Source organism: Candidatus Saccharimonadales bacterium (assembly GCA_036388415.1).
In the GTDB taxonomy this organism is placed as follows: domain Bacteria; phylum Patescibacteriota; class Saccharimonadia; order Saccharimonadales; family UBA4665; genus UBA4665.
In genome coordinates this window covers 544574-557698 of sequence record DASVRW010000002.1, presented here as the reverse complement: position 1 = coordinate 557698, position 13125 = coordinate 544574, and the positions used below count along the sequence as shown (strand labels likewise).

General features: G+C 50.6%; 12 protein-coding genes. 9 read left to right on the top strand and 3 right to left on the bottom strand.

The annotated features are described in order from the left end of the window. Window positions 1–115: 115 nt before the first annotated feature. The 8 genes from VF575_03030 to mnmA all read left to right on the top strand — a co-directional run bounded on the left by VF575_03030 (window position 116) and on the right by mnmA (window position 9314). Window positions 116–1384, top strand: coding sequence for a hypothetical protein (locus tag VF575_03030; GenBank protein ID HEX8182552.1), 1269 nt, complete (start codon window positions 116–118; stop codon window positions 1382–1384). A gap of 226 nt (window positions 1385–1610) precedes the next feature. Next, on the top strand, window positions 1611–2591 hold the full coding sequence (locus VF575_03025) for a hypothetical protein (protein HEX8182551.1): 981 nt from the start codon (window positions 1611–1613) through the stop codon (window positions 2589–2591). A 149-nt stretch (window positions 2592–2740) separates the two neighbouring features. After that, entirely contained in the window at window positions 2741–3850 is a 1110-nt protein-coding gene (locus VF575_03020) for a hypothetical protein (GenBank protein ID HEX8182550.1), read from the top strand. A gap of 93 nt (window positions 3851–3943) precedes the next feature. After that, window positions 3944–4963 carry a hypothetical protein gene (locus VF575_03015; protein HEX8182549.1) on the top strand — a complete coding sequence of 340 codons (1020 nt, stop codon included), beginning with the start codon at window positions 3944–3946 and terminating at the stop codon, window positions 4961–4963. A 76-nt stretch (window positions 4964–5039) separates the two neighbouring features. Further along, window positions 5040–6053 (top strand): hypothetical protein, encoded by a 1014-nt coding sequence (locus tag VF575_03010; GenBank protein HEX8182548.1) that lies wholly within the window; start codon window positions 5040–5042, stop codon window positions 6051–6053. 2 nt (window positions 6054–6055) lie between these two features. Next, window positions 6056–7222: a hypothetical protein gene (locus tag VF575_03005; GenBank protein ID HEX8182547.1), complete on the top strand. Its 1167-nt coding sequence runs from the start codon at window positions 6056–6058 to the stop codon at window positions 7220–7222. Window positions 7223–7280: 58 nt separating this feature from the next. Continuing rightward, a complete protein-coding gene (locus tag VF575_03000; GenBank protein HEX8182546.1) occupies window positions 7281–8216 on the top strand; it encodes a hypothetical protein in 936 nt (311 codons plus the stop codon). Window positions 8217–8252: 36 nt separating this feature from the next. After that, entirely contained in the window at window positions 8253–9314 is a 1062-nt protein-coding gene (gene mnmA, locus VF575_02995; GenBank protein ID HEX8182545.1) for a tRNA 2-thiouridine(34) synthase MnmA, read from the top strand. A gap of 237 nt (window positions 9315–9551) precedes the next feature. Here mnmA and VF575_02990 read toward each other — a convergent pair whose 3' ends face one another. The 3 genes from VF575_02990 to VF575_02980 form a co-directional block, all read right to left on the bottom strand. After that, on the bottom strand, window positions 9552–10058 hold the full coding sequence (locus VF575_02990; GenBank protein HEX8182544.1) for a hypothetical protein: 507 nt from the start codon (window positions 10056–10058) through the stop codon (window positions 9552–9554). A 235-nt stretch (window positions 10059–10293) separates the two neighbouring features. Next, window positions 10294–10524, bottom strand: a complete 231-nt coding sequence (locus VF575_02985; GenBank protein HEX8182543.1) for a hypothetical protein — start codon at window positions 10522–10524, stop codon at window positions 10294–10296. 271 nt (window positions 10525–10795) lie between these two features. Next, on the bottom strand, window positions 10796–11086 hold the full coding sequence (locus VF575_02980; protein HEX8182542.1) for a hypothetical protein: 291 nt from the start codon (window positions 11084–11086) through the stop codon (window positions 10796–10798). A 135-nt stretch (window positions 11087–11221) separates the two neighbouring features. On the opposite strand from VF575_02980, the gene VF575_02975 reads away from it, so the two are divergent. Beyond that, entirely contained in the window at window positions 11222–13123 is a 1902-nt protein-coding gene (locus tag VF575_02975) for an alanine--tRNA ligase (GenBank protein HEX8182541.1), read from the top strand. Window positions 13124–13125 lie beyond the last annotated feature (2 nt).

Genomic DNA, 13125 nt, shown 5'->3' with positions numbered 1-13125 from the left:
CTACATAGCCGCATAGATCAACTTGCAAATTTGCATAAGCGCTATTGCAAATGCAAGAATGCTTATGGTAAAATCCCTAAGTAATCCAAAAAACAAAAATTAACAAGGAGAAACCATGAATTCTATTAAACGCCTTATCGGCCGCAGCGGCAGCGCGCTGACTGCGTTTGCTTTTGCGGTTGCTACCGTTGCACCGGTAGTGATATCCGGCTCAGCCTCTGCTGCAGGGCAATTCTCACCCCGCAAGCTGACTATGAGCAGCCAAACAAAGGGTGACATATCTACTGACGCCAACGCTGCTACCGTCGCCAAAGGTTCTGGCGGCAACGGTGCTTTCGCTCGGCACACCTTTGACTTTTCGATTGGTACTGCTGGAACAGTTCAATCCGTATTACTGCAATACTGTACGACGCCACTACTTGATACCACCTGTGTGGCGCCAACTGGCTTGAATACCGGCACTGTCGCTTCCGTTGCCACTCAATCGGGTGGTGGTGCTCAGCCATTTACGCTCGACACGACTACGAGCGTAACGACGGGTAATTACTTCGCGACCTACCCTTGTACGAGCCGGGCACACTGTATCACGCTGCAACGTGCGAGCGGTACGAATATTACTGCTGGTCAGGCAATATCGCTGGCCTTCGGACAGGGTACCGGCACCGATTGGATTCAGAACCCAACTGCCGTTGGTACGTTCTATGTCCGTATCTACACCTTCAGTAATACTACCTACACGACAGCCAGCATGATCGATGCAGCCGCAGTCGCTGGCTCGGTGAACGAAAACATCGATATTACCGCCAAAGTCCAGGAAAAGCTGAACTTCAGCGTCTCGGCAGCTAAAAATCAGGATCCCGGCGCCGGCTGTGCGGCTCTGACGGGTACCGGTGCGATTACGCTTGGTTCCGGCGGCGTGCTTGATACGTCAGTTGCATATGACAATCACACTTACTTTCGCCTCAGCACTAATGCAGCCAATGGAACCGTCGTGTCCTATACTGGTGATACATTAAAGACAGCTGGTGGAACAAATTCTATTGCTGCAGCTCTAGCTACTGGAGAACAAAGCAAAGTGGGTACTTCTCAGTTCGGTCTAGGTATTGATACGGATGATACAACGCTGTTCGGCCATAGTTTTACAAACCTCGTAGCCACCTCGCCGTATGCTGCGGCTGCAGGTACTATAACTAACTTGGGCACAGCTAACTTCGCCTTCAATACTGCAAGTATGACGTCGCCTGTACAAATAGCTAGCGCAACGACCGGCACGACGGTTGCATGCGATACTGGCTCTGTACGCTATGTCGCGAACATTAGCCCGGTAACCAAGCCTGGTGTTTACAAGACAACTATTGGTTACATCGCAACACCCACATTCTAAACATCAAATGTAAGTGATTACATCAACAGCCCTCATATGAGGGCTGTTGTATTTTAAATATGATATAGCCGTTTTGACAAAATGCTTATTCTAATAAGTCGCGTCTTTTGCTACAATAGTCGGGACACGAGTTTGTAACAAAGAGGAAAATATGCGACATTTGCGAACGAAAATTTATTCTAGTATAGCGGTCTTTGTATTGCTGTCTACTATGCTCACTCCAACAATGCCAGCATCTGCGGCGTCCAACAGCCTTGGAGTTAATCCGCGGCGTGACTATACCATTAAATCGGGAGAGAAGGTGAGTGATGTACTCAGCGTCTCGAATTTGAGTAAAACTGACGATCTTGTTATCGATATCAAGCTGATAGATTTTGGTCCGCAGGATGAAACAGGTTCTCCCAAGCTGCTGCTCACCGAAAAAGAGCCAACACGCTGGTCCCTAAAGCCGTATTTGACTATTGCGAGCAATGTCCGCGTACCAGCTGGTAAGTCTATCCAGCTGCCATTCACGATTGCCATACCGGCCAAAGTTGGTGCCGGTAGCTATTACGGTGCTATCAAATACTCAACTACGGGTGGCGACACGGCCAATAATAATGTGAGCTTAACGAGCTCGAGTGCAACACTCGTCTTCGTGCGGGTGCCGGGCGAAGCCAACGACGTATTACTGCTTAACAAATTCGGGCCGTTTACGCCAAATTCTACCGGGACGAGCGGTAGCTTCGGCAAATTGTATATCGGTACGCCACCCAAATATTTGTCATACCGCCTCACCAACAAAGGTAATGTGGCCGAGCAGCCAACAGGCAGCATAGCGCTCAAAAACGTCTTTGGGAAAAAGATAAAAATATTTGAAAATGCCAATCCAAATAAGAGCACAGTGCTGATAGATCAGACTCGTCGCATTGATTTGTGTCTCAACGAACAAAAGATTACTCGCAATGACTCGGAGAGTGGCCGTGAAGTCGAAGAGACGAAGTGTAACGATTCTAATATGTCCCCCGGTCGCTACACCGCCCAGCTTGCGCTTGTATACGGCGATAATGGCAGCTCATCGCATGAACTACGTTCGCTCGTCAGCTTCTGGTATTTGCCCGTTTGGTTTGTACTTGCTGTCGCCGCCGGATTGTTGCTGATAATTGGCACGGTCGTGCTGATCGTACGTAAGCTCGGTAAACGACGCTATTCTGCCAGCCGTCGCTAAGATGTGAGGCAGTCGTACCTACCGTACATGTGGATAAGCAGGTAACGAAAGTAACTCTTAATTCAAATAAATACTTGTATGTATTAAAGCGCTTATGGTACACTCAGTCTGTAATCAAAAAAACTAAAACACAAAAATGAGGAAAAAGCATGACTTTTAATACTAAAGTAAAGCGCGCCGGTTGCTTGTTGGTCGTAGCCGCCTTTGCTTTGGCTGTCTTCTCGACAGTGCGACCAGCACCGGTCGCAGCTTATGGCTTGCTCAGCAGCCGATCTATCCAAATGAGTAGCTCAGCCAACGGTGCCACCAACACAGCTTACAAAGTGACGTTTACAACGGTAACAAACAACCAGAATGTCGGATCGGTTGTGGTTGAATTCTGTAGTAATTCGCCAATCCTCGGTGATACCTGCACACCGCCAACTGGCATGGACATCAACCAAGCGACACTGGCGCTCTATAACTACTCCGGTAACGTTACAGGTCTTACTATTGACACGACTAACAGCTCGGCTAATCGCCTTGTACTGACTCGTGCCAACGGCACAGTCGCAAACGGTACAACAACCTTTGAAATGGGTAATGGCACGAACAACGGTGTCACCAATCCGACGACGACCAATACGACCTTCTTCGCTCGGATTATTACCTTCAACTCGACTACGGGCGCCGGCGATGAGATTGCAGACTCAATCGACGCCGGTGGTGTCGCCCTCAGTACTGCTAACCAGCTGAACGTCACCGCCAAGGTCCAGGAAACGCTGACCTTCTGTGTCTATACTGGCATCAACTGTGCCAATGGCGGCACCGCAGTTGCGCTGGGCGATGGCAACGGTGTACTATCCTCCACTAGTACGACCTACACCAATACTGCCAGTTACGATCTTGCCAGCAATGCCCTTGGCGGTGTCGCCGTCAAGCTCAAGGGTGATACCTTGAAGTCAGGATCATTCTCGATCACACCACACGGTCCTGTATGTACCGCAGATGTAGTAGTCACCGGTACTGAACAGTTTGGTCTACGTGTCAGTACAGTTGGCGCTGGCCAAACGGCTGATCCGCTGTACGGCTGTCAGACTAACAATCATACCTTTGACGTTGCAAACATCAACACGGTGTACGGCCAAAACATAGCATCGACTGCTGGTGCCACCGACTCGTCGACCAGTGTCGTTGAACTAGCCGCCAAGTCCGCCGGTACCACTGAGGCCGGTGTCTACACGACGACGCTCACATTGATAGCAACAGCAACATATTAACGGTAATTCTGTGAGAGGACGCATATGTTGCGCCGGATACGACAGCTGAATCTTCTGCCCATACGCCGTTCTACATATAGAGCAGTTTCGCGTTTGACGGTACTTCTGCTAGCAGCAGCGGTGCCATTTTTGCTGTATAGTTCTTCGAATGCCGCTCAGTTGTCTTTTCGACAGCTCCAGTTGTCTGACGCGACGGTAAGCTCTACAGATGTAAAATACAATTTTAGTTTTAATACGAATACCAGCAATTCAATCGGTTCTGTCGCCTTTGAGATTTGTGATAATTACCAATACGAGCAGGGCGATCCCTGTACGCCTCCCGCCGGATTTGATGCGAGTAATGCAACACTGTCTGGACAGACCGGTATTGCAGATTTTACACTCAATCCTGCCTCAACCGGCAATAAGCTCATATTGAGCCGGTCTGTCAGCTTGCCGGCTTCACCGCAGCAGCTGACAATGGAATTTTCAGACATCACCAACCCGAGCACCATCGGGAGTAGCTATGTTCGTATCAGCACATTTGTAACGACTGATGCCAGCGGCCCCGAAACAGATTATGGCATTGTCGTATATGCGACGACTGAAGGTATCGGTATCACAACAGAGGTACCGCCATACTTACTATTTTGTACGGGTATCACGATCGATGGCTATGACTGCTCAACGGCTGCCGGCAATTTTATCAGTTTCGGTGAGTTATCAAGCCAAGCGCCGCGGTCTGCAACATCGCAGATGCTAGCCAGTACTAACGCAGCCTATGGCTATAGTGTGACACTGGCCGGTACGACGATGACTGCCGGTAATAATGTCATACCAGCTATGACGGGCGGGGCTTCGCAGCGTGGAACGAATCAATTTGGCGTCAATGCTCGCCAAAACGTATCGCCAGCCGTCGGCAGTGAGCCCAACGGGCCTGGACTGATCAATCCAGCTAATGGCTACAATACGCCCAACATATTCAAATTTAACAGTGGCGACATCGTCGCCAGTAGTAGTAATGCGGATGATTATCGCAAGCTTACTATGAGCTATATCGTCAACGTCGGATCAAACCAGCCGCCTGGCAGGTACGTCGCCACTGTCTCCTATATCTGTCTCGCAAATTTTTAGTCCTTGAATAAGCTTTAGGGGTTTGTTACCATTATGCTTAGTAGACTAAAACGTGAGGCCCCTTGTGAGGAATGGAATGATTCGTGCTCGAAGCACTGTAGCTATTGCAGCTACTCTGTGTGCCTTGATTGTTGGTGTTATCTGGACTGCTGCTGACAGCAGCGCCTCAGCTCAGGCCCCAGCGGCAGGCGCACCAATAGGTACTGGCAACGGTCTGAAGATCGCACCGGTTCGAACTGACCTCACTATAGATAAAGGGACGAGTCGGACTGTCAGCTTATTTGTCGAAAACGTGACTGCTTCTCCCGTCACGGTGCGAGGCGTGACGAACGATTTTATACCGAGCGACGATGAATCGGGTGAACCCCGTATCATTTTGGATGAATCACAGCGGGCGCCAGGGAATAGCTTTAAGTCGCTGCTAAGTGACCTACCGACTGTTACATTGCAGCCAGGTGAACGGCGCGAAGTCAAGGTGACGCTCAGCGTTCCCGCCAAGGCTGCCAGCGGCGGCTACTATGGTGCCGTCCGGTTTTCGCCAGGTAACGGTGAAAATGACAAAAACGTTGCCCTCAGCGCCAGCGTCGGATCAATCTTCCTTGTCCGCGTCCCCGGCAATATCACTGAAAAAATCAGTATCGAAAGCTTTGGGGTAGCACACAACAACGAGCTGGGCTCGCTGTTCAGTAGTGGTCCGATTAGCGTTGAGACTCGTTTCCGTAACTTCGGTAATATCCATGTCCAGCCATTCGGAAAGATATATATTAAGAATTTTTCCGGCAAGATTATAGAGACGATCGAAATAAACAATGCTCAGCCCCGGGGCAGTATCTTGCCGGCTAGTATTCGTAAGTTTAGTAATCCTGTCAGCAATAAAAAATTCTTCGGTAAGTACACCGCAGAAGCTAGCTTCGGCTATGGTAGCAATGGGGAATTACTGCTCGCCAAAAAGACCTTTTACGTTATCCCATACAAGCTGATAGGCGGCGTCATCGCACTCCTCGTGTTCGTAGTATTCATTCTTCCAAGACTGATACGTGCCTACAACGAAAGCATTATCCGAAAAGCAAAACAAAATCGAAGACGCTAGGCATGGGAAGAATAGTTTTTACAGATTATTTCAAAAGCAAACAGCGGGCGGCTGCTGTGGTAAGGACGGTTGTACGTCGCGCGCAGTATAGTGCTATGTCTGGTATATTGCTGTTCTCGGCGATCTTTAGTTTTATGCCCGCCACCGCGTCCGCTTACGGCGCACTTACCAACCGCTCTATCCTTATGAGCAGCACAGCCAGTGCTGCCACCAACGTTGCCTATTCTGTGAGTTTTACGACCGTTACCGACAATCAAAACATCGGTTCGGTAGTTGTAGAGTTTTGTAGCAACAGCCCGATCATAGGCGATAGTTGTAGTATCGCATCTGGATTTGATACGAACTACGCCTCATTGTCGCTCAATAATGTGACCGGAAACATAACGGGGCTTAGCATCAATACCGCTCAAGGCACAAGCACGTCGAACCGAGTCGTACTGACGCGGACACCCGGTGCCGTTGCTAATGGACCAGTCAGCTTTACGCTTGGTAACGGCACGACCAATGGACTGACTAATCCTGCTAACGACAATACGACTTTTTATGCCCGTATCCTGACGTTTTCGAGCACGACTGGAAGCGGGAGTGAAACTTTAGATTCACTCGATGCCGGTGGTATCGCCCTGAGTACCGCCAACCAGCTGAACGTCACTGCCAAGGTCCAGGAAACGCTGACCTTCTGCGTCTATACCGGCGCCGATTGTGCGGCGGGCGGTACGGGAATCGCGCTCGGTGATACTAACGGCGTCTTGCTCAATACAAGCACCACGTATACTGGTAATGCCTATTACGATGTGGCCAGCAACTCATTTGGCGGTGTATCCGTAAAAATCAAGGGTGATACCCTGAAGTCGGGATCATTCTCGATCTCGCCGCATGGCAACGCCTGTACGCAGGACTCAACCGTCGGCAGTGAAGAGCAGTTCGGCCTACGCATTAGCGCGCTGGGTACTGACCAGTTGGCAACAGCTCCGTTCGATTGTGCAACTGGATTCCATGGATTTGACCCAACATTTACCAACACACTCTATGGTCAAGAAATTGGTAAGACGAGCGGGCCAAATGATGTATCAGGCAGTACGATTGAATTTGCTGCTAAATCCGCCGGTACGACCGAGGCCGGTGTCTACACGACGACGCTGACATTGATTGCAACCGCGACGTATTAGTGGACCGACGCACGCAAAACTTTATATCGGTTATGGTAAAATATAAAAGTAATCTCCTATGACGCAAAAACTATTTCACTCTTGGCGAATTATTGCCTTCAGCGCTGCCATTTTGTCAATTGGCACTATGCTTTTGCTGGCGCGCCCCGTCGTGGAAGCAGCAGCGCCGTTGCCGCAAAATCCCCAAAATGGTTCAGTCGGCCTTGAAGGCACGATATCTTCACCACCACCGACTCGCGCGGCCACAATAACGACTCCAGTGAGCGGCCGGTCGTTTACGACGCTGCCGGTAACCGTCAATGGTCTCTGTCCGCAGGGCGTCATGGTAAAACTGTTTTCAAACAATATTTTTATCGGATCAGTTACCTGTACCAATGGTAGCTATAGCCTGCAGGTGGATCTGTTTAGCGGCCAGAACGAACTGATTGCACGGGTGTTTGATGACCTCGATCAGGCTGGGCCGGACTCGAATATTGTTAACGTTACCTTCAATGATGCCTCATTCGGTACGTTTGCCAGCCGGGTGACGCTGAGCAGCTCTTTCGCGAAAAAGGGCGCTAACCCCGGTGACGCTTTGACCTGGCCAATTATCCTCAGTGGCGGCGTCGGGCCGTATGCTATAAGTATTGATTGGGGTGACGGTAAGCCCGTTACACTCAAGAGCGTGCCGTTTGCAGACACGCTAAATTTTGACCATATCTATGACGCTGCCGGTGTCTACCGGATTATCGTCAAGGCAACTGATTCTTTGGGGTCGACTGCCTATCTGCAGCTGATCGGAGTTGCGAACGGAGCCGTTGGCTCCAGCAGCACCAATGCTAAAGATGACAAAAGTGGCTCGACCACGACTGTCACCAAAACCAAGTATTCAATTATTCCATCACTCCTTGCGTTGCCGCTGACACTGTCAACGTTCTGGCTGGGCCGGAAATACGAGCTGCAGGTACTACGCCGCCGGATTGAAGCCAGCACCAACAGTGAATACAATAATTAGCTGAATCCACGATAAGTTTGATAAAATATAAGTATTATGTCTAAAAAAGTATATGTCGGCATGTCCGGCGGTGTTGATAGTTCTGTTACGGCTGCGCTGCTGCTTGAGCAGGGTTATGACGTGACGGGTGTGTATATGAAAAACTGGAGCCAGGATCTGCCGGGCATGATTTGTCCCTGGAAAGAAGATTATCAGGATGCCAAACGCGTCGCCGTGAAACTGGGCATAGACTTCAAAATGTATGACTTCGAAACCGAGTACCGTGAGCGAGTCGTCGACTATATGCTGGAGGGCTACAAGGCGGGGATTACGCCCAATCCTGATATCATGTGCAATCAGGAAGTGAAGTTCAAATTATTCCTCGATGCTGCTCTAGAAGACGGCGCGGATATGATTGCTACAGGGCATTACGCCCGTATCCGAGATGGACAATTGCTGACTGGTCTCGATGCTAATAAGGATCAATCATATTTTCTGTATCGTGTGCAGCAATCGGCGCTTCTGCGGAGCTTGATGCCGATTGGTGAATACAAAAAGCCGGCGGTTCGCGAGCTGGCCCGGAAGTACGGCCTCAGTACAGCCGAGAAGAAGGATAGCCAAGGAATATGCTTTGTTGGCAAGGTGGGGATCAAAGACTTTTTGCAGCAATTCGTCCAGACCGAACCGGGTGCGATCGTTGACAGCACAGGCCGCCACATCGGTGAGCATGACGGCGCCATATTCTATACTATTGGTCAGCGTCATGGTCTCGATGTCGGTGGCGGCCTGCCGTACTATGTTATCGGCAAAGACATGCATAAGAACGAAGTTTATGTCACCACAGACCTGAATGACGACAAACTCTGGACCCGCGAGCTGACGCTGACAAGCGAGCACTGGATTAATAGTTATCCGACGCTTGGCCGCGAATACTATGTACGCACCCGATACCGGGCGCCGCTCGTGAAATGTTTCCTTTCACGCGATGCTTACGAAGCTGAGCTGGTCGTCGATATGGAAGAAGAAGTCCGGGCGATAACACCGGGTCAATCAGCCGTCCTCTACGAGCAAGATGGTGCTCATGGCTACCACGTGGTCGGCGGTGGGATTGTTATATAAATAGCCAGGCTTAGTGCCTGGCTATCGAATAAATGTGTGTATAAAGCAAATTGGGAAATGTAACGAAAAGCTCTACGAGGGGTGGTGATGGGTGGTGGATTGGTTCGACGTATCGTCGAGATATAATCCAGCACACCCTGCCAATTTGTTAATGCTACCTTGCACAATCTGGGATGGCGGTACGGCCGAGGTTGCGGAAAAATCTCCACGCGCTCGGCCGTACCGACGCCGGTTCGCTCAGAGCCGAACGCCTTCGCCGAGCTTGACCAGACCCTGCGATGCGAGGTCGCTGTAGGCGACGATGGCCTCCTGGAAGGAAGAGACCGTGAACAGCGAGGTTCCCAGCAGGATGACCAGGAGACGCAGGAATCCGCTGGTAGGGTTTCTCCGCAGGAAGATGATCGCGAACACCAGCAGCACGATCACGAGCAGGGTGAAGACGAACGGTCCTGCCACCTCGGGTGCTCCCCAGTTGGTTGCCAGGGTCGTGATGCCACGCCGGATCCAGCGACCGAAGTCGAGCAGGAAGCCGACATTGACCACGAAGACCCCGAGGATCAGGATCCCGACGATAATGCGAACCGCCATCGAAGTGGGCTTGAACAGGTTGAACAGTCCGAAGATCGCCAGAGCGACGATGACGCCGGCCAGACCGTTCGTGAAGTTGGGACGGCTGGATGCCTCGCTTGCCGCATTCGCAGCCAGCGTCAGACCGTCCGCGAGGACGTGTGCGTGAATGGACATGCCGTGCTCCGTTCTCGTTGTGACGGTCAGCTGTCTGTCCGCCGCTGGGATGAGGTAAAGCAAGTAAAGCTGTTAAGCTACTAGAGGCAAGTCGTAAATGACTTTCTTTCTCGGAACTTTTCGTTACCAACCCACAGTAGCACTTTTTCGTCAAACCTGCTTTATAACAAGTATAAAATACAACAGATTCTGAAGAAGTAAATTGTGGTGTGGTTTACATACGAAAGGGAAACATTTAACGATATGATCGAACTTTGAAGAACACAACGACAACGACTATCAACCAAACTGGAATGAGCGGATTATCGAGCAAGCCAATACCTGGAATAATATCGTCAAGTATTGTGATGGGTCCGAGCCCAAAGGCAAACTTTAGTATAATACTAACCTGCCTGTCACGCAGGAACAACATAAACGCTTCGCTCCAGCTGCGCTGAGCTGGTACATTTTCATTTGCCTGCGCCATGTGTACTCTCCTTTGAAATCACTGTAGCACGGCGTCCAAATTACTGGAGTAACAAATTGTATAGATTGTCCTGTAACTTCATAAAGCAAGTTATGAAAAAAGCCGGGGAAGTATTAAGTAGTGTTGAGAGTAGATGATGCCAAGGTTGGCTATCAAAACGTCGATCAAACTACAAATTACTTCCACGGCTTGCCCCTCGGGTTCCAATCACACTCGTGATGCCTGTGTGACCTCGGTGTACCGAAGGGTGTTCGTTCGACGGAGTCACAGCTCACGGTACCTTGCGGTACTTGTTGACCTTGTACACCAGCCAGACGGCTGAGAGGAAGTTGATCGGCATGACCACATCGTCAGCCATCCCAGCGAATGGAAAGAGCACGTCATTGGCAACGTTGACAGGCAGGTAGGCCGCCACTGAAGTGACGAACACCCGTGCGGGGACAACCATCAGCTTGATGAAGGGACCGGAATCCGGACTCTTCAGGAAGAGCTTGAAGGCCTCCCACCAGCCTTCCCACCAAGCGCGCTTCCTGGGGGGCTGCTGTGCATACGATCGGTTCATACGACTCACCTCACTGTGTAGTGATGTGTGCTGAGGCGGTTGCCCTGCACATTTCGACACTCTCGAACGAACGTATGCCGACTGTACCATATTATATCTATTCTGTCGACTATCCAATCTGTTACAATAGTAGCTATGAATGCACAAGATATCCGCGCCGCCTACCTGAAATTTTATGCCCAGCGTGGCCATGCCGTTATTCCGCGGGCTTTGCTGGTACCACAAAACGACCCGACGACATTATTTACCGGCTCGGGCATGCAGCCGCTGATTCCGTATCTACTTGGCGAGCCTCATCCGGAGGGTACGCGGCTGGTGGACAGCCAGACCTGCCTGCGGTCGCAGGATATCGAGGAAGTTGGCGACAACCGGCATACAACTTTCTTCGAGATGCTTGGCAACTGGTCACTTGGTGAATACTTCAAGACGGAGCAGATCAACTGGATGTTTGAGTTTTTAGTCGATGTGGTCGGACTAGACAGCAGCAAGCTCTATGCGACTTGCTTCATCGGCGACGAGCGCTATGACATACCAAAAGATACAGTCGCCGCTGAAACCTGGCAAAAATTATTTGCCGCCAAAGGCATCTCGTCTGGCATTGCTGATATTGGTTCGGAAGAGAACGGTTATAAACGCGGTATCAAAGAGGGTGAACGCGTCTTTTATTATGATGGCAGCAAAAACTGGTGGAACCGCGGTAAGACTGGTCCGGATACGACGCCAGTCGGCGATCCGTGTGGACCGGACTCTGAGATGTTTTATGATTTCGGTACGCCACATGACACGCGGTGGGGTGAATTCTGCCACCCAAACTGCGACTGCGGCCGCTTTATGGAGATTGGTAATAACGTCTTTATGGCGTACCGCAAAGTATCCGATGACACCTTTGAAGCCTTAGAAAAGCCAAACATTGATCACGGCTCCGGACTCGAGCGGATTGCCGCCGCTGCTATAAACAGCCCAGACGCATTCCGTATCAGCCTATTATGGCCAATCATAGAAAAAATTGAGCAGTTGTGTGGCAAGGGCTACGACAGTAATGCTGCCAGTATGCGCGTCATCGCCGACCACCTCCGCGCGGCTACCTTCCTGGCCGTTGATGGTGTCGTCCCAAGCAACAAAGAGCAGGGCTACGTCATGCGTCGGTTGATGCGCCGGGCGATTATGAAAGCCTTCAATCTTGGTATTGAACAGAATTTTATTGAGCAGATCGTACCGGTAATCGCTGATTGCTATGAAATGGATTTCCCGGAGGTCAAAGCGAAGCGGACTGATGTCATTGCCGTGCTGGCTAAAGAGGAAAAGGTATTTCGCCAGACGCTCAAAAAGGGCTTGAAGATTTTAACTGATATGCCCGGCGGTGATTATAAGTCGATTGACGGCGAGGCTATTTTTACGTTGTACGATACGTACGGCTTTCCGGCTGAACTCAGTGTAGAGGAAGCGTTTAAGCATAATATCGAAGTGAGCGAAAATTGGCGCGCGCAATTTGACGCTAAAATGGCCGAGCAGCGAACCCGCAGCCAAACTGCAGCCAAAGGAACATTTAAGGGCGGTCTCGGCGGTCAAACCCTCCAGCATAAAAAATACCACACGGCGACGCATCTGATGTATCAGAGTTTGCGTACCGTGCTTGGTGATCACGTCGTCCAGCACGGTAGTAATATCACCGAAGAGCGTCTGCGCTTTGACTTCAGTCATCCCGACAAAATGACGCCGGAGCAAATTACGCAAGTTGAGAACATGGTAAACCAGCAAATTGACAAAAACCTGACTGTAACCTGGGAAGAGCATCCGACGCCTGTCGCCATTGACGAGATGCATGTGCTCGGTGCGTTCGGTGACCGCTACGGCGACGTTGTGAAATGCTATCGTATGCAGGCCGACGGCGATGATGTGCCATTTAGCTTCGAAATCTGCGGCGGTCCGCACGTTGACCACACCGGCCAGCTTGCCGAAGACGGCAAACGCTTCAAAATCACCAAAGAAGAATCATCGAGCTCCGGCATACGCCGCATCAAAGCCGTGTTAGTGTAACC